We start from the raw sequence: 26,266 nt of genomic DNA, 5'->3' as shown, positions 1-26,266 counted from the left end.
GTCGGCAGTCCGGTCGGGGGACGGGGCGCGGCCCGGGAGCGGGCGGGCGCCGGGGCGCGGCGCGTTTGACCCCCGGCCCGAGGGGTCGGCGTTCCGGTCCGGTCAGCCCGTGTCCGGCCCGGCCAGGTAGGCCAGGATGGCGGCCGGATCCTCGCTCGCGCACGCGGCCCGCACGGCGGACTCGTGCGCCTCGGCCAGCGCGTTCAGCCGGGCGAGGCGATCGTGGCCGCGCCGGGACAGATGGGCCGTGATCCGGCGGCGGTCCGTGCCGGACTGGCGTCGGTAGATCCAGCCGTTGTCCACCAGCGTGTCCACGATCCGGGTCAGGCTGGCATGCGGAATCAGCAGGCTCTGGGCCAGATCGCCCATCGACCGGCCCTCGCCGTCGCCCAGGGCGCGCAGCACGAGCCACTGGTCGAAGGTGCAGTTCTCCTCGGCCAACGTGTGGGTCAGCGTGCGGGTGAGGCGGCGCTGCGCGAGGGTGAGCATCTCGACCAGGAGCGGCTGCCCGACGGCCCGCTCCGCGAGTTCGCCGGCGGACATGCCCATCACCCCTTCACCAGACCGTTCTCGGGAGCATACTTACTCGCCTGATGAGCGTCGAGACAGTCTTGATCGAGCCGCTCGACGCACTGCATTCCGACCGGAACCCGCACGTGCTTCGAGTGGGGCTCGTGGTGCCCCAGTCCGGTGCGCTGGGCATCATCGGGCCCTCCGCGGTGGATGCGGCGCTGCTCGCGGCGCACGAGATCAACACGGCCTGCGGGGTGCGCGACCGCCCGCTGGAACTGGTCCTGGTGGACGCCGGCCGGCCGCCCGACCAGGTCGCGGCGCAGGTCGAACTGCTCGGCGACGCCGGAGCGGTGGACGTGTTGGTCGGCTTCCACACCAGCGATGTGCACCGGGCGATCGAGGCGGTGGTGAGCGGCCGGACCCCGTACATCTTCACCCCGCCGCACGAGGGCGGTGGCCGACTGCCCGGGGTGGTGTGCACGGGGGTCGACCCGATGCGTCAGCTGCGCGAGTCGATCGGGTGGCTCACCGAGCACCATCGGCTGCGCCGGTGGGCGCTGATCGGCAACGACTACATCTGGCCGCAGGCCATCCACGCCGCCGCCACGCGGTTGATCACGGACGCGCGCAGCAGTGTGGTGTACGAGCGGCGGGTGGGCTTCGGTGCGGTGCGGGCGGGACTGGACGAGTTGTTCGCCGGGCTGCGGGCCACCCGGGCCGATGCGCTGCTGCTCAGCCTGATCGGCCGCGACCTGGTCGACTTCAACCGGGCGTTGCGGCATGCCGGGCTGGATCGCATCCTGGTGCGGCTGTCCGGCTCGCTGGAGGAGAACGGGCTGTTGGCGTACGGCGGGGACGACACCGGCGCGATGTACGCGGTGATGCAGTCGTTCGCGTCGCAGACCGACGATCGCCGGCTGGGCCTGGCCGAGCGGCACCGGTCGTTGTTCGGGCCGCAGGCGCCGGTGCTGGATGCCTACGCCGAGGGCCTGTACGACGGGCTGCACCTGGTCGCGGCGTTGGCCGCGCGGGGTGCGCTCGCGCCGAGCGGGTTGGCGGCGGAGGTGCATCGCCTGTTGGACGGGGACCCGGAGGCCGCGCGCGGGGCCTGGGCCCGCTCGCCGCTGGGGCCACCGCGCCGGCAGGTGTACCTGGCTCGGGCGGAGGGGCTGGATTTCGCCGTGTTGCCGCGACGAGAAAGTACTTCCATTTGGAAATAACTGGTTCTAAGGTCTCTCCGAGACCCCTCGGGGTCGTCCCGAGGAGAGACCATCATGAGCGAAGTCCCCGCGCCCGAAATCCCCGGAAGACCCGGGTCGACCGGTAGACCCGGCTCCACCGACCGTCCCGGCCCGACCGAAGGCCCGGGCCCGACCGGCAGCCCCGCGTCGATCGAGAAGTACGGCTACAAGCAAGAGCTCCGCCGCTCCCTGAGCTTTCGTGACCTGCTCGTCTACGGCCTGGTCTTCATGGTCCCGATCGCGCCGTTCGGCATCTTCGGCGGCGTGTTCCAGGGCTCGGGCGGCATGGTGGCGCTCGCCTACGTCATCGGCATGGTCGCGATGATGTTCACCGCGCTGTCCTACGCCCAGATGTCCCAGGCGTTCCCGATGGCCGGATCGGTGTACTCCTACGCCGGCCGCGGTATCGCCGCCCCGGTGGGCTTCCTGGCCGGCTGGATGATCCTGCTCGACTACATCCTGGTCCCCGGCCTGCTCTACCTGATCGCCGCCGTCGCGATGAACTCGCTCGTCACCTCGATCCCGGTGTGGATGTGGGTGGTCGGGTTCGTGCTGCTGAACACGGCGGTCAACTACCTCGGCGTGGAGATGACCGCCAAGGTCAACAAGATCATGCTGATCGGCGAACTGATCGTCCTGATCGTGTTCATCGTGATCGGCGTGGTCGCACTGATCGACGGCAAGGGCCGCGGCTTCGACTTCACCCCGATCTACAACAGCGACACCTTCTCCTGGAGCCTGGTCTTCGGCGCCGTCTCGATCGCGGCGCTGAGCTTCCTCGGCTTCGACGGCATCTCCATGCTGTCCGAGGAGAACAAGGACTCGGCCAAGGCCATCGGCAGGTCGATGGTCGCCGCGCTGCTCCTGGCCGGGACGCTGTTCATCGTGCAGACGTGGGTGGCCTCGCTGCTGGTGTCCGACCCCAAGGCGCTGATCGACAACGGCGACCCGGACGGCACCGCGTTCTACGACGCGGCCCGGGTGGCGGCGGGCGGCTGGCTGGCCAAGCTCACCGCCGTGGCCACCGCGATCGCGTGGGGCTTCGCCAACTCGCTGGTGGCCCAGGCCGCGACCTCGCGCCTGCTGTACGCGATGGCCCGGGACCGGCAACTGCCGTCCTTCCTGGCCAAGGTGCACCCCAAGCACCGGGTACCGGTCAACGCCACGCTGCTCACCGCGGCGGTCTCGCTCGCCCTGGGCCTGTACACCAGCACCCGCGACGACGGCATCACCACGCTGAGCAGCCTGGTCAACATCGGCGCGCTCACCACCTTCCTGGTGCTGCACGTGTCGGTGGTCGTGCACTATCTCGTCCGGCACCGGAGCCGGGACTACTGGCGGCACCTGATCGCACCCTCGCTCGGCTTCGCGATCCTGGCCTACGTCGTCCACAACGCCGACGGCGACGCGAAACGACTGGGCACGATCTGGTTCGCGATCGGCGTCGCCCTTCTCGCCGGCCTGGTCCTGGCGGGCCGCCGGCCCAAAATCTCCGCCATCGACCACGTCGAGGAACCGGTATGACCCTGCTCGAAGTCGTCTCCCTGAGGCCGACCTACCACCAGTACGCCTACACCTTCGGCGGGCGCCGGCCCCTCGTGACGGTCCGGCCCGGCACCATCGTCGAGTTGTCCACCGAGGACTGCTTCGGCGGGAGCGTCAGGGGCATCGACGACCTGCCCAGCGCGGTGTGCACCTTCCCCTACCTCAATCCGGTCACCGGACCGATCGCGGTCGAGGGCGCCGAACCCGGCGACACCCTCGCGGTGCACTTCGTGGACATCACGCCCGCCCGCGACTGGGGCATCTCCAGCACCTTCCCGCACTTCGGCGCGCTGACCGCGACGCCCACCACGGCGATGCTGCACGCCCCGCTGGAGGAAAGGGTGTGGGTGTACGACCTGGACGTCGCGGCCGGCGTCTGCCGCTTCCGGGCCCGGAGGAGCGACTTCACGGTGGAACTGCCGCTCGACCCGATGCACGGCACCGTCGGGGTCGCGCCGGCGGGCGGCGAGACGCTGATGTCGATCACCCCGGGGGCGCACGGCGGCAACATGGACACGCCCGAGATGCGCGCCGGTACCACCGCGTACTTCGGCGTCAACGTCGCGGGCGGCATGCTCTCGATCGGTGACGGCCACGCCCGACAGGGCGAGGGGGAGGTGTGCGGGACCGCGGTCGAGGCGGCGATGCGCACGGTGATCGTGGTCGACCTGATCAAGGGCGGCGCGCCGGCGTCGCCGCGCCTGGAGAACGACGACCACCTGCTCACCACCGGTTCGGCCCGCCCGCTGGAGGACGCCTTCCGGATCAGCCAGCGCGACCTGGTGGACTGGACGGCGGACCTGCTGGACCTGGAACTGCTCGACGCCTACCAATTGGTCAGCCAGGCCGGCCTGGCCCCGGCCGCCAACGTGTGCGACACCAACTACACGATGGTCGGCAAGCTGCCCAAGGCGGTGCTCGGCCGACACCGGGCCTACGAGGGGCGGCACGACCACCTGCGGGCGGTGGCCGCGGCCTATCTGGCCGAGCGCTGAGACCGCGGCACCGGTCGGGACCGCAGCGTTGCGAAGTCCCGTCCCGGTGCCACGACTCCGGGACCGGAGGGGCCACCGGTTCCCGGTGCCCGGCGGCGGCCGATCGGCCGCCACCGGGCGGGATGGGGGACATCCCCGGGGAGGAGCGGACGCGTCCGCCGACGCGGATCCCCTCACGGGAGCCCGGGGATGTTCCTGCGTGTGTGCCGACGGCCGGCACCTCTCGTCCCGAGGTGCCGGCCCGGTGACCCGGCGGGGTGGGAATTACCGGCTCGTGTGGGTGTTGGCACTCGTGTGAACGTGTTGCCGCCGGGTGTCCGGCTCTCCGTGCTCGACCGGTCGCTCACCCTGGAGGGAGAGCACCCCGCCTCGGCGCTGCGCCACGCCGTGGCGTTCGCGCGCGACGTGGAGCGCCTGGGATACCACCGCTTCTGGGTCGCCGAGCATCACAGCGTGCCGGGCGTGGCCGGGTCGGCACCCACCGTGCTGGCCGCCGCGGTGGCGGCGGTCACCGAGCGGATCCGGGTCGGGACCGGCGGGGTGATGCTGCCCAACCACCAACCGCTGGTGGTGGCCGAACAGTTCGGCGTCCTGGAGTCGCTGTACCCGGGGCGGATCGACCTGGGCGTGGGTCGGTCGGTGGGCTTCACCGACGGCATCCGGGCCGCGCTGGGCCGGGGCAAGGACGCGGCCGAGGACTTCCCGGACCGCCTGGCCGAACTGCTCGGCTACTTCCTGGGCACCCAGGACGCGCACCCCGGAGTGCACGCCCGACCGGCCGAGGGGCTGCGCCCCGCCCCCTTCGTGCTCGCCACCGGTGCCGGCGCCGACCACGCGGCGCGCGCCGGGGTGCCGCTCGTGGTCGCCGCGGCGATCGGCGCGGAGCGCATGCTGAGCGCGATCGAGCGCTACCGGACCGCGTTTCGCCCGTCCGCGTGGTCGGCGCGGCCCTATGTCGTGGTGGCCGGCACGGTCGCGGTCGCGGACACCGCGGATGCGGCCCACGACCTGCTGCTGCCCGAGGCGTGGGCCGCCGCCTACTCGCGCACCCGGGGCACGTTCCCGCCGCTGATCCCGGCCGAGCGAATCCGCGCGACCGCGATGAGCCCGCGCGAGCGGGAACACCTGGAGGCCGCGCTCCGCGACCAGATCCACGGCACCGCCGAGAGCGTGGCCGGCGAACTGGCCGGCCTGTTCGCCCGCACCGACGCGGACGAATTCCTGGTCACCACGAGCGCGTACGACCGGGCCGGCCGACTGGACTCGGCCCGACGCCTGGCCGAACTCGCGGGCATCGCACCCCGGATCGCGGCCGGCGCCGTGCGTTGAGCCCGAGGGCGCGGTCACGATCGAGGGCCGGCCGCCCGGCCGCGCGGTGTCGGTCCGCTCCGCTCGGCGGCGCAGCAGCCGCTTCTCGGGCCCGGCGCCGGGCCGATCGCACCGCAGGTGTGTCCGCGAGGCAGCTGCGCGTGTCCGTTGCCCGGCGCCGGGCCGATCGCACCGCAGGTGTGCCCGCGAGGCACGTCCGCGTGTCCGTTGCCCGGCGCACGCCGAGGTGCGGCATCGGGCGCCGCCGCCGGTCACCGGGGGAGTCGGCCGGCCCGCGTGGCAGCGTGCGCGCGTTGCTAACGTGGTGCGGCCCGAGCCGGTCGTTCTGCGGGGAGGTTCCGACCGATGGCCCATGCCGGCCAGCACGCACACACGCTTCCACACCCATATGCACCCGGGCACACACCCGCGCACGCGGCCGTCGAGACGCCCGCGCAGATCGAGCGGCGCTGGATCGCCAACGTGGCCTCCGTGGTCGTGCCCGGTGTACTCGCGCACCGGATGTTGCGCCCGGCGCACCGGATCGGCAAGCCGGACGGGCTGATGGGCAACCTCAACCGGGTGCGCGCCTGGCTCGGTCTGACGATCGTGCTGGCCGTGTTCCTGCGCGGGCTGTACCAGGAGCGCACGCACACCTCCGGCGAGGCGGCCGGCACCACCACCAAGGTGCAGGGTGCGCAGGTGATCTCCGAATTCGCGTCGGCGATGGTGCGTCGGCTCGTGCTGCTGCCGCTGTACGGCATCGTCGGCATCCTGCTGATGGGCTTCGTGCTGGTGCTCTGTGCCCGGCCGCACCTGCGCTCGCTGACCATGCGGCAGTTGATCCATCCGGTCCGCTCGGTCGGGCTGTTCCTGGTCGTTCCGGTGCTGGGCATCGCGCTGGCCGTGGTCTGTCGCAAGGGCGCCGGCCTCGGCGCCGACACCAACACGCTGCGCACGGACGGGACCACGGTGCAACTGGTGTTGTCGTGGGTGTCCATGGTCACCGCGATCTGGGTCTTCGGGTTCGCCCTGGTGGCCATCTGGCAGGTGGCGCAACACCTGTTCTCGGCGGCGGACGGGCACCCGATCCTGCCCGCGCTGATGGCGATGTGGCTGGCCTGGACGTTCGCGCTCACCGACCTGCTGGTCAAGACCGACAACCCGCTGTTCGCGGGCTCCGACATCGTGCCGGACAACGTCAAGGCCGTGGTCGGCCTGGGCGGTTCGGTGATCATCACCGGGCTCGGCATCTGGGAGATCCGCCGGCTCGGCCGCTGGAACGGCATCACCTGGCGCAGCGGCCCGTGGGGGTCACGGTCCCCGCAGACCCCGGGCGCGGTCCGGGGACCGAGCTGAGGCACGGCGCGGACAGCGGTTCACCGGGTGCCCGCGCCCGAGCCGGACCCGGCCAGGTCCTGGCGGACGCTCACCACACGTCGGGCGTCCGCAACCGGCTTCAGGGCCCGCGCCGTGCGCCGACGATCAGGCGGTAGCCGAGGCCGGCGGTGCTTTCGTCGACCAGGAACAGTCGGCCGTCGTGCTCGAAGGGCGTGGGCATCGCCTCGGCGAGGGAGACGCCCAGCCGCAGCGGATACTCGTCGAGAACCCGGATGTGGCCGGTGTCCGGGTCGAAGCGGACCAGGCGCGGCGGCTTGCTGCCCCGGGCGTTGACCCACACCCGCAGACCGCCGTCCGGGTCGACCGAGATCGGCGCGGCCTTGCTGTCCACGCTCAGGCGCAGCATCTTGACGGCGGCGGGCAGCGCGGAGATCCAGCGCACCCGGCCGCTCTCCCGGTCGACCGCGATGATCTGGTTGGCCCCGGGCGTGTTCGAGGCGTGTACGGACTGCCCGTTGTTGCCGGGCACGTAGATCGTGCGTCGGTCGGCGAGGATGCGCGGCACGGTGTCGTGCGTGCTCTTGTGTGCGTCGTCGCGCGCGTCGCCGACCAGCGGACCGCCGACCTCGATCGGGTAGGCGGGCTCGCCGCGTTCGGACAGCACGACCAGCCGGGCCGGACCGCCCGGCGTGTTCGGCTCGGCGACGATCACCGGGGAGGTGGCCACCACCGGCGACCCGTCCTTGGGTACCGTGCCGTCCCTGGGCAGTTTGTGCACCCAGGCCGGCTTGCCGGTGAGCGGATCCACGGCCCAGACGGCGTCGGTGGTCCCGCACAGTCCGTTGGCGACGAGCGCCGGCCCGCCGCGGAAGCCGGTGACGTGACAGCCCGCCGCGAAGGTGCGGTCCGCGACCCACAATTGGGCACCGTCCCTGATCCGGAACGCGGTGTCGCCGCTGACCGCGACGCCGCGCGAGACGGCCAGGCGCTCGCGGGCCGGGGGTTCCTTGGCGGTGCGCGGCTTGCTCCACACCTCGGTGCCGGAGGTGATGTCGATGCCCGCGATCCGGTCGCAGGAGGTACCGACGCCGTAGACGACGACGGCGATCGGCCCGTCGGTCTCGGCGCCCGCGGCGCACATCGCGGCGCCGTTCGGGAGCGGCTTCTCCCATACGGTGGCCCCGCTGTTCACCCGGTACGCGACCACGCGGGCGCGTTCCGAGCGGACCACGGTGTCGCCCTGGAACCAGGTGCCCTCCAGCGTGCGCGCGTCGGCGACCGCGATTCCCGGGGGCTTGGGGCCGTCCCGGCCCTCCTTCAACGACCAGGCGACCGCGACGCGTTCGCCGGTGTTGTCGTAGTCGTCGGGGTGGACGGCCTGGCGGACCGCGCCCACGCCCGCGATCGCGAGTACCACCAGGGCCAGGATCGTGCTGCGGAGCAGGATCGGGCGATCGCGCGCGGGCCGGATCCGGCCCGGGGCGAGCGGTGGGCCGAAGACGAAGTGATGCGCCGAGGGCGCGGGTTGCAGCGGCATCGGGGCCGGGGTCGGCGGGAGCGGTGAGCCGGGACCGGCCGAGCCGGCGTACCCGGGCGGGTGCGGCTGCGGGTAGGGCGCGGGATGCGGATGCGGGTCGTGCAGCGGCAGGTTGGGGTTGGCGACGAACCCGCCGCCGGAGGAGTTCGGGAACGGCGCGGGGCGGGGCTGCGGCTGGGCAACCGGCTGCGTCTGCGGTTGCGGCCCGGCCTGGGTCGGGATGTGCGGCCGGGGCTGCTGCCGTGCCGGGTCCGGCGCGGGCGGCCGGGGATGCGGTTGGGAGCGCGACCGGGTGTGGTTCGGGGGCGGTGCGAACCCGGGCGGCGTCTGCGCCCGGGCCGGCGGCACGAACGGCGGAGGGGCCTCGGCCGATGACGGCGGTGCGAACGGCGGAGGGGTCCCGGCCGACGGCGGTGGGGCGAAGGTCGGTGGTGTTCCGGTCGACGGCGGGGGCGCGAAGGTCGGCGGCGTGGACTGCCCTGCCCGGGCCCGCCGTTGTTCGTCCCACGGGTTCTGCGGGTTCGGTGTGCCGTCCGGGTCGTGCGGGTGCTGTGGGGTGCTCACGCGCCGCCTCCCGGGGTGCCGGGTGTCACCGGGGCGCCCAGGCCGACGGGGTGCGGACCGGGCAGGTCCTTCTTGAGATCGCTCCGGTCCACGGGACCCACCGACTGGCCGACGTTGTGCAACCACAACACCAAAAACACGATCGCGGCGGCCGACGCGGCGGTGATCAGCACGCCGACCACGATCACCAGGCCCTTGCGCGGCGCGGCCGGGCCGCTCGCCGGGCGTGGCTCGACCGGCCCGCCCCATGGTTGGGGCGCCGGCCCCGGGCCCCGACCCTGTGGTGGCAATGAGTGCGTCATGACGAGCGCGCCCCCCGTGTTCCTGTCCCGAATCCGCCCCGTGCCGCGACCGCCGTCCGGCACCCCCGACGCGACGCCGCGTCGATCACCGTACCGACCTCGGCCGGCTCCCGCCGACAATCACCCCCTGCCCGAGGACGCACCCGCGCCGCCACGAGGGAAACCCCGACCGGTCGTGGGCGGCGAACCCTCCCCGCCGGCCGGGCGTTTGCTCCGGGCCGGCGCAGGGTGGACGTCCGGCTCCCGGACGCGGGTGGGACCACCTTGTGGGCGGTTTGTCGAGGTGGGGCAGGATGGCAATGCGTCGATCGACGTCGTTTTCGTAGCGGGGAAGTGGATCGTGTCGTTTCAGCAGCCGGCAGGAGGCGAGCAGCCGCCGCCGCCCGGTGGTGGGCCCTATGGACCGCCGCCGGGATCGTACGGGGCTCAGCCCCCTGGCCAGTCGTACGGTGGGCCCTACGGGCCGCCGCCCGGCGCCCACCAACCGGGCGCCCACCCCTACGCCGCCCCGCCGCCGCCCGGGCAGCCGATGTACGGGCCGCCCGGGTACGGCTTTCCGCAGCAGCCGCCGCCGCGCCGCGGGCCCAAGGTCGGCCTGATCGTGGGGGCCGTGGTCGCCGTGCTGGCGGTGGGTACCGTCGCCGTGCTCGGGGCGACCGGGGCGTTCTCCTCCGACGACAAGGACTCGGTGGCCGAGCCCACGTCGTCGGCTTCGGCCTCGGTGACCGGTCGGCCCACCTCGGCGCCGCCCGCGCCGCCGGAGCCGCCGGTTCGGCCCACGGGCACGCCGTCGACGGCCAAGCGCACCGTGGACACCCCCGCGCGGGCGGGCGGTCTCGACCGGATGGGCGACGACGCCTATCCGCTCCAGGCCACCATCCGGCGGCAGGCGGTGGCCGGTTCGAAGGTGGCCGCCTACGGCCCGGCCGGGGCCGGCACGCCGACGGCGCTGGTCATGGTGATGGCCAACCCGTCGCCGCTGTTGTCGCCGACGACGGTGATGGATCAGATCATCGAGGGGATGCAGGACGGCGCGCAGGAGAAGTCGGCGAACATGGGCAACGTTCGCGAGATGAGCCCCGGTGCGCTCGGCGGTGTGCTGCGCTGCACCAGCATCCAATCGGGCGGCAAGGCGCTGCCCACGTGCGTGTGGGCCGACGCGGACACCGTGGGGGTCGTCTACGCGATCAACGAGACGTCGCTGGACGCCGCGTCGACACTGACCCTGCGGGTACGTCCCGATCTGGAGAAGTGAGCGGCGGGCGATTCGTGCGCTTCCGGCGGGCCGGCTCGGGCATCGAGCCGGCCCGTTCGCATTTCCGCTGCACGGTGTCGTTCGCCCTCGGGTGATACCGGGATTCGGTGCGGGGCGGCCGGTGAACGGCTCGGCCGTCGGGTGAACGGCTTCTGCGGGTCCGACGACTGCGCCGGGGAGCCAAATTCGGCCGGAGGTCTTGGTGGCTCGTCCCAATGCGGCGCTCGGAGTGCTCATTATGCTTCGAGGAGTTGCTACCGGAGGAGTCGGTTATGGTTGCCCCGTTCGACACGACGGATTTCCGGCGCACCCTCGGATACCTGCCGACCGGGGTAACGGTAATCACCACGACCGATCCGTTCGGTCGGCCCGTCGGTATGGCCTGCAATTCGTTCATGTCGGTGTCGTTGAATCCGCCGCTGGTCATGTTGTGCGTCGGAAACGCGTCGGCGACGCTGGTCGATCTTCGGCAGAGCGGTGGATTCTGCGCCAATATCCTCGGCAGCGGCCAGGGACAGTTGTGCCGGCAGTTCTCGGTCAAGGACATCGATCGGTTCGCCGGTGTCCGGTGGACCGAGTCGGCGGCCGGTCCGGAATTGTGTGATGCTATCGCCTGGATGTCGTGTTCGATCGACGTCGAGCATGTCGCCGGAGACCACGTCATCCTCATCGCCGAGGTGACCGCACTGCGGGTGAACCAGGACGAGCCCGAGCCGCTGGTATTTCACCGCGGCATGTTCGGGTCGTTCCGGGAGGACGCCGAACCGCTGGCGGCCGGGGCATCGCCGCGGCCGGGGTCCGGCGGCGCCGGGGCCACCCGGGCCGCGTCGGCCGCACCGAGCAACGCCGGCTAGGCGGGTTCGTCGCCCGGGCCGCGCTCGGCGAGTGCTCGTGCCAGGGCCGCCGTACCTGCCCGAGAACCGGTTCATCGACGCGGGCGCCGTGCCGTGCCCGAGGCATCCGCCGGCCGTGACTTCGTCGCCGGCGTGGACGGGCGGCGGATCGGGTGCCGTCGGGGCTGGTATCGGCACGCCGTGCGCGCCATGCTTGCGCACACCTTTCGCGCCGCCGTGACGCACCGGCGAGGCGGAAAAGGCGAAAACAAGCCGGCGGGAACGATTTTTCCTCTCGCATATCGCTCACCGCGGCGGAGAATGGCCCATTAGGGATCAATTTTTCTATACCGGCGTATCGGTGGAAACATTCGACACCGCTCGGGTATCCTGCCCCGAGGTAAATGGAAGGAATGCATAATTCACTGGGAGTGCCTTTGTTTCCCGAACCGGTTGCCGGAATTTTCGAAGTTTATGAATGGAGTCTGGGCAGAGAAGGCTTCGCGGCCGACGACGTGGCGCACGAATTCGGCTTCGAGAGTCCCGGTCGGGGCGAGGAGATCATCGCCGAACTCCTGGAGCTCCGGCTCATTCAGGCGTCCCGTCAGCGGGACGCCTGGTTCGTCCCGGCGGACCCGAGTATCGCCTCCTCGCAACTGCTGACGCGCAGCGAGCGGGAGCTGCTCGGCTGGAAAATGGCGACGGGCCAGATCCGGAACGAACTTGCCCGGCTTTCGCTGCTGTTTCGGTCGAGCAAGTTCGGCGGTCGGAACGCCAACTCGTTCGACGTCGTGAAGGAGCCCGAGACGGTCAGATTACTTCTTTCCGAGGCGGCGGCGAACAGCTCGCAGGAGGTCGTCTGTATGCAACCCCGCAGCGGGTGGCCGGTCGACGAGTCGGCCGAGGTGCAGGATCGGGATTTCCGACTGCTCGGCCGGGGCGTGCGGATGCGAGTCCTGTACCAGCACGCCGCACGATTCGACATACCGATCCGCGAGTATGCCGGGAAGCTGGTCGACGCCGGCGCCGAGATACGGACGGCGGGAGCGCTTTTCGGCAAGATATACATCTTCGACCGCACTGCGGCATATATCCTCGCGAACGGCGAGGACGGCGGTGCCGTGGTCGTGCAGGAGCACTCGCTCATCGAATTTCTCTACTCGTGTTTCGAGCATGTCTGGGCGACGGCGAAGGATTTCGACAGTCGGCGGGCCGAAACCGAGGTCATCAGCAGTGACATGAAGAAGGAGATCGTCAGGATGTTGATCTCCGGAGCCAAGGACGAAGCCATCGCCCGGCGTCTGGGCGTATCGGTCCGCACCTGTCGTAAACACATCGGCCAGGTCATGCAGATGTTCGGCGCGACGAGCCGGTTCCAGTTCGGCTACCTCGTGAAGGAGGCGAACCTGGTGGAGGACGTGTAGCGACAGCCGGTTCGCCTCGCCTCGGCCGGCGGCGGCCGCGCCCTCCCCTCGACTCGTCCGTCGGCTCGCGCCCGCCGGGGATCGTTCGCCGTGTCGTGTTCTCACGCGCTGGTCAAGAGCAGGTCGCGTGAGTTTCATCAAGTGGAAGTGCAGCTTGATGAGCGGGTCGAGGGGTGGAGTCCGCAGCCGTTCTGTCACACACTGTAGGGAGTCGCAACCGCGCAACGGCGGGGATGTCCGCCGAACACCAAGGGGGCCGCGTCGATCCGTTCATCCCTCGCGTCACCGGTCGACCCGAGCGTTTCCTGCCGGGTTTCGGGGCCCACGGCGGCGAGGTGAGTTGCGCGTAGAGAAACCTGTACGAATTCATTCCGGGTTATTTTCCTCGGACTCGGGGTGTCGCAGAAGTCTGCACCGAGGACGGCCTTGCAGTCGGCGTCGCGAAGATGCGACTCGGTCGACCTGACGATTCATTCTTTCCGTGTTCGCCCGCATCGGGCGAGCGCTCCCTTGATGTGCACGATTCCTGCCGAAAACCTTTCTGCACGCAAACTTTCCGCACGCAAACTTTCCGCACGCAAATCTGGGGTGGTTATGAGCGGGTCTGTCTTTCGTGACATCGGTCGGGGGCCGAGAAAGCCCCTTGCCGTTCCGGGACGGCAGGGTGTGGTCGGCCGATGACCGAAAACGGGGGCGCACCGCGGCTTGCGGTGTTCGGCGCGGGAGTAATGGGAATCGGTATCGCGACCCTCGCCGTCGGGCGAGGAGTTCCGGTCGTGTTGGTGGACGTGGACCCGGCACGGCTGAGCACCGCACGCGAGCGGTTGCGGGGCGAGCTTCGGCTCGCGCACATGATGGGTGCGCTCCCTCGGGGCGGCCCGATCGGCGAACTGGAACTCGCCGACTCCGCGGTGGCGGCCTCGGGCGCGACCTGGGTGATCGAGGCGATCACCGAGGTCGCCGAGCTGAAGGCCAAGGTGCATCGGGAGATCGCCTCCGTGGTCGCGCCGGGGACGCTGCGGGTCACCAACACGTCGTCGATCCCGGTGGACGAGCTCGCGGGGGAGATTCCGGCGCCCGAGTCCCTGGTGGGCGTGCACTTCATGAACCCGCCCTACCTGATCGGGACCCTCGAGGTGATTCGGGGGCCGCGCAGCGGTGAGCCGGCGATGTCGGCCGTGCGGGACCTGCTGTCCACCCTGGGACGCAAGGGGATCGTGGTCGGGGACGGGGCCGGCTTCGTCACCAGCCGCCTGCTGCACCGCATGATCAACGACGCGGCGAACGTCGTCGAGGAGGGCCGGGCCACGGTCGAGGACGTCGACGCCCTGATGGAAGGTTGCCTCGGGCACCCGACGGGACCGCTGCGCACCGCCGATTTGATCGGGATCGACAACCTGGTCGACTCCCTGGCGGTGCTGTACGAACGCACCGGGGACGAGGGTTGCCGCCCGAGCGAACTGCTCCTGCGCAAGGTCGCCGAAGGCAACCACGGTCGCAAGAGCGGGCGTGGCTTCTACGAGTACGGCGTGCGCTGATGGCCGGCCAGGTGGAGATCAGCGAGCGCCTGCTCGACTATGTGCGGTCGGTATCCCTGCGCGACGACGAGATCCTGCGCGACCTGGTCGCCGAGACGGCCTTCATGCCGGCCCTCAACGCCATGGTGACCATGCCCGAGGAGGGCCAACTGCTCGCCATGCTGGTCGGGTTGACCGGTGCCGGCCGGGTGCTGGAGATCGGCACCTTCACCGGCTACAGCACGTTGTGCATGGCCCGGGCGCTGCCGCCCGGCGGGCGGATCGTCACGTGTGACATCAACGAGCGCTGGACCAGGGTCGCCCGACGGTACTGGGAACGCGCGGGGGTGTCCGACCGGATCGAGCTGCGGCTCGGGGACGGCGCGGAGACCATGGAGACCCTGCTGGCCGAGCACGGGCCGGAGACCTTCGACCTGGTCTTCATCGACGCCGACAAGACCGGATACGCGCGTTACTACGAACAGGCGTTGACCCACCTGCGGCCCGGCGGCCTGATCGTGCTCGACAACACGCTCTACTTCGGCCGGGTCGCGGACCCCGAGGCGGACGATCCCGACACGGTGGCCATCCGCGCGCTGAACGCCGCACTCCTGGACGACAGCAGGGTGGAGCTGTCCATGCTCGTCATGGCGGACGGGATCACGTTGGTACGCAAGAACAAGGTGCGATGAGGAAGGGGCTTTTCCCATGACGGACTCGACAACGGATCTGACGGTCGCCGACATCGAGCAGCGAATCGGCGAGTTTCTCGAGGCGAAGACCAGGGCGACCTGGGAGCCGGACGTGGACCTGTTCGCCTCGGGCGCGGTCTCCTCGCTCTTTGCGATGGAACTGGTGGTGTACGTGGAGGGCACGTTCGGCGTCGCCGTGGAGGGCGCCGACCTCGCCATGGACAACTTCCGCACCGTGCGGGCGATGAGTTCGCTGGTGACCCGGCTGCGCACCGGCGGTGACGGTGGTGCTTGACGCCCTGACCGCGTTGGTGACCGACACGATCGCCGACGCCGCGAGCGAGTGGGACGTGGCGGGCGAGATCCCGATCGACGTCCTCCGGGGGCTCGGCGCCAAGGGAGTGCTGTGCGCCGAGGCGAACCCGAAGTTCGGCGGGCTCGGCCTGTCCGGCACCGACAACGGGGAACTCACCGCACACACCGGCACGTTGTGCAGCTCGCTGCGCAGCGTGATGACCTCCCAGGGGATGGCCGCGTGGACGATCCAGCGCTTCGGTGACCAGGCGCAGCGAACGCGGTACATCGGCCGGCTCACCGGCGGGGAACTGGCCGCGGTCGCGTTCAGCGAGCCCGGTGCCGGCAGCGATCTCGCCGGGATGGCAACCGAGATCCGACGCGACGGCGACGACATCGTCGTGCACGGCACCAAGACGTGGATCACGGTCGCCGCCTACGCGGACTGGATCGTGGTGTTCGGGCGCTACGGGTCCGGCGGCGCCATCGCCGTGGTACCGGCCTCGGCGCCCGGTGTCCGGGTGACCCGGGTGGCCGACCCGCTCGGCTGCCGTGCGGGCGGGCACGCCCGCGTGGAGCTGGACCATGTGCGGCTGCCTGCGGAGAACCTGCTCGCGGTGGCCGGCCAGCCGATGCTCATGCTGACCACCATCGCGCTGACCTACGGCCGGTTGTCGGTGGCCTGGGGCTGCGTCGGCATGTTGCGCGCGTGCCTGACGGCGGTCGCCCGACACGCCGCGAACCGCGAACAGTTCGGCAAACCCCTGCTACAGCATCAGCTCGTCGCCCGGCACCTGGCCGAGCTCTATGCCGCGGAACGAACGGCGACGTTCGCCTGCGAGCAGGCGAGCCGCAGTTGGGACGGTGGTTCGCCGGAACAGGTGCCGGCGTCGGTCCTGGCCAAGCACGTCGCGGCCGGGAACGCCGCCCGCGGCGCCGCCTCGGCCATGCAGGTGCTCGCCTCCGCGGGGGCGGCGGGCGGCCATGTGGTGGAGCGGGCGTATCGCGACGCGAAGTTGATGGAAATCATCGAGGGCAGCAACGAGATCTGCCAGCTGATACTCGCCGAGCACGCCGCCTCGGCGGCGGGCTGAGCGGTCGCAGGAAACGGGGGCGGAGATGTCCGAAACACAACCGGTCGTGAAATGCCTGGTCTGGGACCTCGACAACACACTCTGGAACGGCACGCTGGTCGAGGACGGCCACGTCGAGGTCGACGAAGCCGTCCGCAAGGTGGTCGTGGAACTCGACGCGCGTGGCGTACTGCAGGCCGTGTCCAGTCGCAACGACCATGACGAGGCCTGGGCGCGACTCGAAGCGCTGGGCCTGGCCGAGTACTTCGTGCTGCCGCACATCGGCTGGGGCCCGAAGTCCGAGTCGGTGCGCAGGATCGCCGAGCAGCTGAACTTCTCGCTCAAGACCATCGCGTTCATCGACGACCTGCCGACCGAACGCGCCGAGGTCGAGTACCACCTGCCGGAAGTCCGGTGCTACCCGGCCGAGCAGGCCGGCATGTTGCTCGATCTGGCCGAGTTCAGCCCGCCGGTGGTCACCGTCGACGCACGTCGTCGGCGACAGATGTACCAGGCCGGGTTCGAGCGGGACACGGAGCGGGAGAAGTACCAGGGCGCGGATGAGGAATTCCTGCGCTCGCTCGACCTGGTGATGCGGATCGGGAAGGCTCGGGACGAGGAGATCACCCGGGTCGAGGAACTGACTCTGCGGACCAGCCAGATGAACGCGACCGGCGTGCACTACTCGGACGCCGCGCTGCGCTCGTTCCTGTCCGACGAGCACCACGACGTGCTGGTGGTCTCGATGACCGACCGCTTCGGCCCGCACGGCGCGGTCGGGGTCATGCTGATCGAGAAGACCGCGCAGGCATGGCACATCAAGCTGCTGGCGACGTCGTGCCGGGTCGTCTCGTTCGGCGCGGGCGCGGTGCTGTTGCGCTGGCTCACCGACGCCGCCGCGCGGGCCGGGGTGCACCTGGTCGCCGATTTCCGACGCACCGAACGCAACCGAATGATGGAAGTGGCGTACCGATTCGCGGGGTTCGGCACCGCCGAATGCGCCTGTCTGGCCTCGTTCTCGCCACCCGAGGGAACCGAGTGCCTGCACCTGGAGCCGGTCCGGCAGGACCCGCCGACGACCATGCGCGTGATCGCACCGGAACCGCACGCCGCCGACCGCGAAGCGGAATGGCTGTAGGCGGGTCTTCGTCGCCGGCTCGAACTCGGCTCGGTCGCACTCGGCTTCGTTGAACGCTGCCCGGTGAACTCGGCTCCGTTGAACGGTGGTCGGTTGAACGGTGCCCGTTGAACGGTGCTCGGTTGAACGCTGAACAGGAACGATCTATACGGGGGCTCTCTTGCGTTTCCTGGTGCTCGGCCCGTTAAAACTGATGGACGACGAGAAGCCGATCGCGATCGGCGGCGACCGGCGCCGCGCGACGCTCGGCCTGCTGCTGCTCAACGCCAACCGCGAGGTGGCGACCAGCAAGCTCCTCGAAGGACTGTGGGGCACCGAGGAGACGCCGCCGACGGCACGCAAGATCCTGCAGAACGCGGTGCGCGGCCTGCGCGTGATGTTCGCCGAGCACGCGCGGGGCGACGCCCGCCCACCGGCGCTGCTGACCTGTGCGCACGGATACCAATTGCAGGTCGACCCGGAACACGTCGACATGTTCCGCTTCCACCGCCTGGCGCAGGCCGGTCGTGCACAACTGGCGGCCGGCCGGCCCGCCGCGGCGGCGGACACCCTGCGGGAGGTGCTCGCGCTGTGGCGCGGGCGGGCGCTGGCCGACCTGGTGGAGACCGGGCACTCCTGGGCGGAGCTGACGGCGCTGCAGAACGCCCGGCTGGACGTGATGGAGGACTACTACGAGGCCGAGTTGGCCAATGGACACCACCAGACCGTCCTGGGCGAGCTGGAGGCGATGGTCGAGGCCGAGCCGCTGCGCGAGCGCGCGTGTCACCAGCTGATGCTCGCGCTGTACCGCAGTGGTCGGCAGGCCGACGCGCTGGCGGTCTATCGCCTGGTGCGCCTGCGACTGGCCGAGGAATTCGGCCTGGAACCCGGCCGGGAGCTGCGGCTGTTGCAACACGCGATCCTGGTGCACGACCCGTCCATCGCAGCTCCCGCGGCGCCGGTGCGACCGATGGTGCCCTCCCGATTCGGTCCGGAGGCGGAGCCGGAGCTGCGTGAGCGGCCGGTTCGCCGGCGGGTCCAGTGGGTCACGCCGCCGAGCGCCGGCGATCGCAGCACGGTCAGCGCCGTGCTGATCCGCGCCGACTTCGGAGCCGGGCGCCGGCTCACCGACGTCGGCGCGGCCCTGGAACGCACCGCGACGATCGTTCGCGAGGAGGTGGAGCGGCTCGGCGGCGTGGTTGCCGGGTCGACCGGCTCCGTCGCGCTGGCCGTGTTCCGACCCACCTCGCCGCAGGAGGATGGTGGCGAACAGGTCGCCGAACGGGCAGTCCACGCCGCGATGTCGCTGCGCCGGCGGATCTGCTTCGACGTGCCGGACGGCGAGCGGCCCGCGCTGCGGGTGGCGGTGTCGACGGGCGAGATCCCGAGTCGTCCCGGTGCGGTGTTCCTGGAGCCGCTGCCGGTCAACGGTGCACTGCTCGCCGACTGCGAGTCCCTGCTCCGGTTCGCCGAGGACACCGAGATCGTGGTCTGCGGCCGGACCAGGGGACTGACCGGGGCGACGATCCGGTACGGCCGGGAGGGCGGACTTCGGCCGCGGTGGACCGTCGAGGGGCGCTGTCGCGACACCTTCGCCCAGCCCGAGGTCTTCGACCGCGAGCCCGAACTGGACGTGCTGAGCAGCCTGCTGGAGCGGGTCCGCCGCCGTGCCCGGCCACACCTGGTCCTGGTCCTGGGCGCCCCCGGGCTCGGCAAGTCGCGGTTGCTCACGGCGTTCGAAGGTCGTGTCGAGGACGCGGCGACCGTGCGGCTGAACTCCGGCGTGCCGGTGACCACACCGCACGTGGCGAAGCTTGCCGAGCACCGCCCGCTCGTGGTGTTCGTCGACGACCTGCATCTGGCCGACAACGCGGCGCTGCGGACCATCGAAGAGCTGCTGGAACTGCCGGAACCGATGCCGCTGTTGGTGGTGGCCGCGGCTCGACCGGAGCTGTTCCGCAGACGCCCGGGCTGGGGCGACGGTCAGCGGCACGCCAGTTGGATGACCCTGGAGCCGGTGACGCTCGACCCGCCCGTCGAGGCAGCACGAGAGCACGACCTACCGAGGCTCTGCCATGCCGTCGGCTGAGCACGGACCGGTTTCCTTGGTCCGGGAAGCCAGATTCGCGGGTCCGTATGGGTTTCCGGGACCCGGTTGCCCACCACCCCCGCAGGGTTGACTGGCCTGGTGCCGCACCCGGCGCCGATCACCCCGTGGCGGCGCCCGACACGGCCCCTCGCCGCGTCGCCGCAACGTCCGAGTACTTCGAGTCCGAGGACGTTCCGGCGGCGCACCGAGGGACCGCACCGAACACCGCCACGGGGCAAACGACGCCGGGCACGGCACCAGTTGAGTACTCGGCCGGAGGAGTGACGAGACGATGGAGAACGAGGGCAGGCTGCGGAACTACCTCAAGCAGGCGGTTGGGGAACTGCAGGACACACGCGAGCGCCTGCAGGAACTGGAGCGGGCGGCCGGCGAGCCGATCGCGATCGTCGGCATGGCCTGCCGCTTTCCGGGAGGTGTCGTCTCGCCGGACGGGTTGTGGGAGCTGGTGGCCGAAGGCCGGGACGCGATCGGCGACTTCCCCACCGACCGCGGCTGGGACGTCGAAGGCCGGTACGACCCCGACCCCGGCGTGCCGGGCAGCTTCTACGCCCGCGGCGGCGGATTCCTCTACGACGCGGCCGAGTTCGACGCCGACTTCTTCGGGATCTCGCCGCGGGAGGCGCTGGCGATGGACCCGCAGCAGCGGTTGCTCCTGGAGACGTCCTGGGAGGCGCTGGAGCGGACCGGGATGGACCCGCAGTCGTTGCGGGGCAGCGAGACCGGTGTGTTCGTCGGGCTGATGGGCCACGGCGGCCAGCGGTACGGGCTCGGCGCCGAGGAGTCCGGACAGGGCGGTGACGGGTTCGGCGGGACCGGGAGTGCGGCCAGCGTCGCGTCCGGCCGGATCGCCTACCTGCTCGGCCTGGAGGGACCGGCGCTGACGGTCGACACGGCGTGCTCGTCCTCTTTGGCGACGATCCACCTGGCGAGCCGGGCGCTGCGGATCGGGGAGTGCTCGTTGGCGCTGGCCGGCGGGGCGTCGGTGATGGCGTCGCTGGACACGTTCGTGGACTTCTCCCGCCAGCGCGGGCTGGCCGAGGACGGCCGGTGCAAGGCGTTCTCGGCGTCGGCGGACGGCACCGGGTGGTCCGAGGGCGTCGGCATGGTGGTGCTGGAGCGGCTCTCCGACGCCCACCGGCTCGGGCATCGCGTGCTCGCGGTGATCCGCGGCAGCGCGGTGAACTCCGACGGCGCCTCCAACGGTCTGACCGCGCCGAACGGCCCGTCCCAGCAGCGGGTCATCCGCCAGGCACTGGCCGACGCAAGCCTGACGCCGTCCGACGTGGACGTCGTGGACGCGCACGGCACCGGCACCCGGCTCGGCGACCCGATCGAGGCGCAGGCGCTGCTGGCGACCTACGGCCGGGAACGCCCGCCGGGGCAGCCGCTGTGGCTGGGATCGCTGAAGTCCAACATCGGGCACACCCAGGCCGCCGCCGGCGTCGGTGGCGTGATCAAGATGGTCTCGGCGATCCGGCACGGCGTGCTGCCCAGGACGCTGCACATCGACGAGCCGACGCCCGCGGTGGACTGGGCGTCGGGCGCGGTGGAACTGCTGACCGAGGCGCGCGTCTGGCCCGAGATGGGGAGGCCGCGCCGGGCCGCGGTCTCGGCATTCGGGATCAGCGGCACCAACGCCCACGTGATCATCGAACAGGCACCGGCAGAACCGGAGTTCGAGCACGCCGCCGAACCGGAGTCGGGGCCGCGGCCCGGGCACGCGACGGTGCCGCTGCTGCTGTCCGCCTCCTCCACGACGGCACTCGCGGCTCGGGCCCGGCAGTTGCACGCCCACATCACGGCGAACCCCGGTGCGCCCGTGGCCGGCGCGTTGGCCACCCGAGCGCCACGACTGGTCCACCGCGCGGCCGTCACCGCCGACGACCCGTCGGCGGGACTTCTGGCACTCGCCGACGAGCGGCCCTCCCCGGACGTGCTGGTCGGCACCGCCCGCGCCCGCGGCAAGACGGTGTTCGTCTTCCCCGGCCAGGGCTCGCAGTGGTCCGGGATGGCCCTCGACCTGTACCGCGAGTCGCCCGTCTTTCGCGCCCGACTCGAGGACTGCGCCGACGCGTTGGCGCCGCACGTCGAGTGGAACCTCCTCGACGCCCTCGCCGGGCCACTGGATCGCGTCGACGTGGTGCAGCCGGCCCTGTGGGCCGTGATGATCTCGGTCGCCGAGCTGTGGCGACACCACGGCCTGACCCCCGATGCGGTACTGGGCCACTCCCAGGGCGAGATCGCCGCCGCATACGTGGCCGGCGCGCTGACCCTCGCGGACTCCGCGGCCGTCGTCGCCTTGCGCAGCAAGGCCATCACCCGCCTGGCCGGCACCGGCGGCATGGCGTCCGTGCAACTCCCGGCGGCCGAGGTGGCACACCGGATCGAGCGGTACGCGGGCGCGGTGGAGATCGCCGCGATCAACGGGCCCGGCAGCACGGTCGTCTCCGGCACGCCCGACGACCTGGCCGACCTCGTCGCGTCCTGCACGGCCGACGACATCCGCGCGCGGATCATCCCGGTGGACTACGCCTCGCACTCGGCGCACGTCGAGGCCCTGCGGGACGAGATCGTCACGGCACTGTCCGACATCGAACCGCGGCCCACCCGGGTTCCGTTCCACTCCACGGTGACCGACGAGGTCGTGGCCGGCCCCGAACTGGACGCCGAGTACTGGTTCCGCAACCTGCGCCGCACCGTCGGCTTCGCCGCGGGCACGCGCGCGCTGCTCGACCAGGGACACCGGGTGTTCGTCGAGGTCAGCGCGCACCCCGTGCTCACGACCGCGATCGGCGAGACGGTCGAGGAGGCGGAGGCGTCCGACGCGGTCGTGCTGGAGTCGCTGCGCCGCGACGAGGACGGGCCGGCCCGATTCCGTGCGGGGTTGGCCAGGGCGTACGTGCACGGTATCGACGTCGACTGGCGGATCCCGCCCACTACGGCCGAGTTGCCGACGTACCCGTTCCAACGCCGGCGCTACTGGCTGAAGGAGGTCGCCGCGGCCGGCGACACCGCGGCCCTGGGCCTGCACCGGGCCGACCATCCGCTGCTCGGCGCGGCACTGCGCACGGCGGACGGGGAAACGTCGGTGCTCACCGGTCGGTTGTCCCGCACCACCCAGCCGTGGCTGGCCGAGCACGGGCTGGCCAATCGCGAGGGGGGCGACTCGGTGCTGCTGCCCGGCGCGGCGATGGTCGAACTGGCCCTGCACGCCGGGGACCGGATCGGCTGCGGTCACCTGGGTGAACTGACCATCCAGACACCGGTGGTGATCGAGGGCGACCTGGACCTGCAGGTGCTGATCGGCGCGGAGGCCGACGGCGGCCGGCCGGTGAGCGTGCACACCAGCCCGAGCGGGCGGGACGACTGGACGCGGCACGCGACGGGCGTGTTGACCGCCGAAAGCCCGCCGGCGTCCGGCGATCTGGCCGCGTGGCCGCCGCCGGGCGCGGTGGCCGTGCCGGTGGAGGGGTTCTACGAGGCGCTGGCCGACCGCGGCTACTCGTACGGCCCGATCTTCCGGGGTGTGCGCGCCGCGTGGCAGGACGGAGACGTCGTCTACGCATCGGTCGCCCTGCCGGAGGATCAGGACGTCTCCGGTTTCGGGCTGCACCCCGCGCTGTTGGACGCGTCGCTGCACGCGGCCGGCCTGACCGGGACGGACGCCCTGCGGATGCCGTTCGGCTGGACCGACGTGCACCTGCACGCCACCGGCGCCAGGACGGTGCGGGTGCGGCTGACCCCGGTCGGGTCGAGCTCGATCGCCGTGCTCGTGACCGACGAGGCCGGACAGGTGGTGGCCTCGGTGGGCGAACTGGCGCTGCGCCCGGTGGACGCGGGTGCGTTCGGGCGCACCCGCGTGGACGACTCCGCGCTGTTCGGCCTGGACGCGGTGCCGGTCGAACTGCCCGAGCCGCCCGCGGAGCCGGGCTGGGTCACGCTTTCGGCGCAGGCACACGATCGCCCGGTGTCGTTGTCGGCGGCGACGGCGGTGTTGTGGACGTGCCCCACCGGTGAGCTGGGGGACGTCGTCTCGCAGACGTTGCGCTTCGTGCGGGAGTGGCTCGCGGAGCCACACCTCGCGGACGTGCCGCTGGTCGTGCTCACCCGGGCGGACGAACTCGCCCACCGGGCGGTGGCCGGGCTGTTGCGCACCGCGCGCACCGAGCATCCGGGCCGGCTCCGGCACATCGACGTCGACGACCACCCGTACACGCAGCGGGCGCTGCCCGCCGCGATGGTTGCCGAGCATCCGGAGCTGATCCTCCGGGCCGGCGTCGGCGCGGTGCCGCGGCTGGTCCGCGCGTCCGCGTCCCCGGCGCTGCCGGCGCCGAAGGACGTGCCGTGGCGATTGGCGCTGACCTATCGCGGTGAGCTGGACGGCCTGTCGCTCACCGCGTGCCCCGAGGTGCTGCGCCCGCTGGAGGCGGGCGAGGTGCGGATCGCGGTGCGCGCGGGTGGGCTGAACTTCAAGGCCGTGCTGTTGGAGTTGGGCATGGTGGCGCAGGACGGCTGGTCCTCGCTGGGCGAGGGCGCCGGGATCGTGCTGGAGGTCGGTGCGGACGTCACCGGACTGGCCCCCGGCGACCGGGTGATGGGCCTGTTCACCGGGGGTCTGGGCTCGGTCACGATCTCCGATCGCCGGCTTGTCGTGGCGATGCCGAAGCGCATGTCGTTCGCCCAGGCCGCCGGCGTCCCGGTGGTGCATCTGACGGCCTACTACGGTCTCGCGGACCTGGCCGGGCTCCGGGCGGGCGAGTCGTTGCTGCTGCACGCCGCGACCGGCGGGGTGGGCTTCGCGGCCCTGCAACTCGCCAGGCACTGGGGCGCCGAGGTGTTCGGCACCGCCAGTGCCGGCAAACGGGATGTGCTGCGTGCCTGGGGATTCGACGACGACCACCTCGCCGATTCGCGCAGCCTGGGCTACGCCGCGCGGTTCGGGAAGACCACCGGCGGTCGCGGCGTGGATGTCGTGCTCAACGCACTGGCCCACGAGCACGTCGAGGAGTCGCTGGCCCTGCTGCCGCGCGGCGGGCGATTCGTGGAGATGGGCAAGACCGACATCCGCGACGCGCAGGAGATCGCCACGACGTATCCCGGAGTGCGCTATCGGGCGTTCGACGTGATGGAGGCCGGGTTCGAGCGCATCGGCGAGATGCTGGAGGAGATCCGCGTCCTGTTCGACGAGGGCGCGCTGCGGCCGATGCCGCTGACCGCGTTCCCCGTGCACCGCGCGCCGGAGGCGTTCCGGTACCTCAGCCAGGCGCGGCACGTCGGCAAGATCGTGCTCACCCTGCCCGCCCCGCTCGACCCCGACGGCACGGTGCTGGTCACCGGCGGGACGGGGGTGCTCGGCGCACTCGTCGCCCGGCACCTGATCGCCGAACACGGGGTGCGCCGGCTGCTGTTGACGAGCAGGCGCGGTCCGGAGGCCGAGGGCGCGACCGCATTGCTCGCGGAGCTGCGTGCGGCGGGTGCCGAGGTGTCCGTGCTTGCCTGTGATGTCTCCGACCGGGACTCCGTGGCGGAGCTGGTCCGTTCCGCCCACCGGCTGACCGGGGTGATCCACGCGGCCGGGGTGATGTCCGACGGCGTGCTGGAGGCGTTGACCCCGGAGGGTCTCGACACCGTGCTGCGGGCGAAGGCGCAGTCGGCATGGCACCTGCACGAGCTGACCCGAGAGCACGACCTCTCGCTGTTCGTGCTGTTCTCCTCGGCCGCCGGAGTGCTGGGCAACGCCGGTCAGGGCGGGTACGCCGCGGCGAACGCGTTCCTGGACGGGCTCGCGGAGCATCGGCGCGGGCTCGGGCTGCCGGCCACCTCGATCGCGTGGGGCCTGTGGGCCCGGGAGAGCGCGATGACCGGCCACTTGAGCGAACTCGACCGGGAACGGCTGGCCCGGATGGGTCTGGGCGCGATCACCGACGAACAGGGCTTGGCCCTGTTCGACGCCGCACTCGACCTGCACCGTCCGGTGGTGGTGGCGGTGCCGGTCGATGTGGCCCGACTCCGCGCCGGCGGTCGTCCGGTGCCCGACGTGCTGTTCGCCCTGGACCCGGCCGCGCCGACCCGACGACGGGTCGTGACGGCGGCGACGGCGGCGACCCACGCGGATCGGCTCGTGGCGCTGCCCGAAGGGCAGCGGCGCAAGGAACTGTTGGAACTGGTACGGGAGTCCGCAGCGGTCGTACTCGGTCACAGCACGGCCGCGGCGGTCGATGCGGACAGCGCGTTCAAGGAGCTCGGGTTCGACTCGCTGACGGCGGTGGAGCTGCGCAACCGACTGGGCAACTCCACCGGGTTGCGACTGCCGCCGACGGTCGTGTTCGACCACCCGACACCGACCGAGCTCGCCCGGTTCCTGGACGAACTGCTCGTGCCCACCGAGGAAACGACCGTGCGCTCGATCGTGACGGAACTCGACCGCCTCGTCGTGACCCGGCTCGACGAGAGCGAGCGAGGTCTGCTCGCCAAGCAGTTGCAGGAGGTGCTGCGCCGGCTCGCGGTGCCCGACGGCGCAGGCGGGGAGCGCGACTTCACCGCGGCCTCCGACGACGAACTCTTCGACTTCATCGACGGCGAACTCGACATCGCGTGATCTTGCA

The 26,266-nt window shown here is 71.5% G+C and carries 17 protein-coding genes and 1 pseudogene; 15 read left to right on the top strand and 3 right to left on the bottom strand.

Annotated features, from left to right (window positions below):
• Window positions 1-102 precede the first annotated feature (102 nt).
• Window positions 103-543: a MarR family winged helix-turn-helix transcriptional regulator gene (locus ACZOOI_RS01055; RefSeq protein ID WP_465278937.1), complete on the bottom strand. Its 441-nt coding sequence runs from the start codon at window positions 541-543 to the stop codon at window positions 103-105.
• Window positions 544-593: 50 nt separating this feature from the next.
• Here ACZOOI_RS01055 and ACZOOI_RS01050 point away from each other — a divergent pair, with 50 nt between their 5' ends.
• From ACZOOI_RS01050 to ACZOOI_RS01030, 5 genes are all read left to right on the top strand, one after another.
• The gene (locus tag ACZOOI_RS01050; protein WP_465278936.1) at window positions 594-1,733 is read left to right on the top strand and encodes a substrate-binding domain-containing protein; all 1,140 of its coding nucleotides are present in this window, start codon (window positions 594-596) and stop codon (window positions 1,731-1,733) included.
• A gap of 54 nt (window positions 1,734-1,787) precedes the next feature.
• A complete protein-coding gene (locus tag ACZOOI_RS01045; RefSeq protein ID WP_465278935.1) occupies window positions 1,788-3,278 on the top strand; it encodes an APC family permease in 1,491 nt (496 codons plus the stop codon).
• Window positions 3,275-4,294 (top strand): acetamidase/formamidase family protein, encoded by a 1,020-nt coding sequence (locus tag ACZOOI_RS01040; protein ID WP_465278934.1) that lies wholly within the window; start codon window positions 3,275-3,277, stop codon window positions 4,292-4,294. Before ACZOOI_RS01045 ends, ACZOOI_RS01040 begins: the two co-directional genes overlap by 4 nt.
• A 294-nt stretch (window positions 4,295-4,588) precedes the next feature.
• Window positions 4,589-5,623, top strand: coding sequence for an MsnO8 family LLM class oxidoreductase (locus tag ACZOOI_RS01035; protein WP_465278933.1), 1,035 nt, complete (start codon window positions 4,589-4,591; stop codon window positions 5,621-5,623).
• Between the two features lie 345 nt (window positions 5,624-5,968).
• A complete protein-coding gene (locus ACZOOI_RS01030) occupies window positions 5,969-6,961 on the top strand; it encodes a hypothetical protein (protein WP_465278932.1) in 993 nt (330 codons plus the stop codon).
• A 100-nt stretch (window positions 6,962-7,061) separates the two neighbouring features.
• Here ACZOOI_RS01030 and ACZOOI_RS01025 read toward each other — a convergent pair whose 3' ends face one another.
• Both ACZOOI_RS01025 and ACZOOI_RS01020 read right to left on the bottom strand, forming a co-directional pair.
• Window positions 7,062-9,044 (bottom strand): outer membrane protein assembly factor BamB family protein, encoded by a 1,983-nt coding sequence (locus ACZOOI_RS01025; RefSeq protein WP_465278931.1) that lies wholly within the window; start codon window positions 9,042-9,044, stop codon window positions 7,062-7,064.
• Window positions 9,041-9,346, bottom strand: coding sequence for a hypothetical protein (locus ACZOOI_RS01020; RefSeq protein WP_465278930.1), 306 nt, complete (start codon window positions 9,344-9,346; stop codon window positions 9,041-9,043). Before ACZOOI_RS01020 ends, ACZOOI_RS01025 begins: the two co-directional genes overlap by 4 nt.
• Window positions 9,347-9,686: 340 nt before the next feature.
• On the opposite strand from ACZOOI_RS01020, the gene ACZOOI_RS01015 reads away from it, so the two are divergent.
• From ACZOOI_RS01015 to ACZOOI_RS00970, 10 genes and pseudogenes are all read left to right on the top strand, one after another.
• Window positions 9,687-10,601, top strand: coding sequence for a hypothetical protein (locus tag ACZOOI_RS01015; RefSeq protein WP_465278929.1), 915 nt, complete (start codon window positions 9,687-9,689; stop codon window positions 10,599-10,601).
• Between the two features lie 272 nt (window positions 10,602-10,873).
• Window positions 10,874-11,455, top strand: coding sequence for a flavin reductase family protein (locus ACZOOI_RS01010; RefSeq protein WP_465278928.1), 582 nt, complete (start codon window positions 10,874-10,876; stop codon window positions 11,453-11,455).
• Window positions 11,456-11,865: 410 nt separating this feature from the next.
• A complete protein-coding gene (locus ACZOOI_RS01005) occupies window positions 11,866-12,858 on the top strand; it encodes a LuxR C-terminal-related transcriptional regulator (protein ID WP_465278927.1) in 993 nt (330 codons plus the stop codon).
• A 677-nt stretch (window positions 12,859-13,535) separates the two neighbouring features.
• Entirely contained in the window at window positions 13,536-14,396 is an 861-nt protein-coding gene (locus tag ACZOOI_RS01000; protein WP_465278926.1) for a 3-hydroxyacyl-CoA dehydrogenase family protein, read from the top strand.
• On the top strand, window positions 14,396-15,067 hold the full coding sequence (locus ACZOOI_RS00995; RefSeq protein WP_465278925.1) for an O-methyltransferase: 672 nt from the start codon (window positions 14,396-14,398) through the stop codon (window positions 15,065-15,067). The genes ACZOOI_RS01000 and ACZOOI_RS00995 overlap by 1 nt, the downstream gene beginning before the upstream one ends.
• A gap of 16 nt (window positions 15,068-15,083) precedes the next feature.
• Entirely contained in the window at window positions 15,084-15,362 is a 279-nt protein-coding gene (locus tag ACZOOI_RS00990; RefSeq protein ID WP_465278924.1) for an acyl carrier protein, read from the top strand.
• Window positions 15,346-16,455, top strand: coding sequence for an acyl-CoA dehydrogenase family protein (locus ACZOOI_RS00985; RefSeq protein WP_465278923.1), 1,110 nt, complete (start codon window positions 15,346-15,348; stop codon window positions 16,453-16,455). Before ACZOOI_RS00990 ends, ACZOOI_RS00985 begins: the two co-directional genes overlap by 17 nt.
• 25 nt (window positions 16,456-16,480) lie before the next feature.
• Window positions 16,481-17,572 carry an HAD-IIIC family phosphatase gene (locus ACZOOI_RS00980; RefSeq protein ID WP_465278922.1) on the top strand — a complete coding sequence of 364 codons (1,092 nt, stop codon included), beginning with the start codon at window positions 16,481-16,483 and terminating at the stop codon, window positions 17,570-17,572.
• Between the two features lie 160 nt (window positions 17,573-17,732).
• Window positions 17,733-19,640: an AfsR/SARP family transcriptional regulator gene (locus tag ACZOOI_RS00975; RefSeq protein ID WP_465278921.1), complete on the top strand. Its 1,908-nt coding sequence runs from the start codon at window positions 17,733-17,735 to the stop codon at window positions 19,638-19,640.
• A gap of 298 nt (window positions 19,641-19,938) precedes the next feature.
• A pseudogene (locus ACZOOI_RS00970) lies at window positions 19,939-26,259 on the top strand (SDR family NAD(P)-dependent oxidoreductase); the annotation flags it as partial.
• Window positions 26,260-26,266: the final 7 nt, after the last annotated feature.

The organism is Embleya sp. L77 (assembly GCF_055557415.1).
The sequence above is the reverse complement of the archived record's forward strand: the minus strand, read 5'-3'. Positions and strand labels throughout refer to the sequence as shown.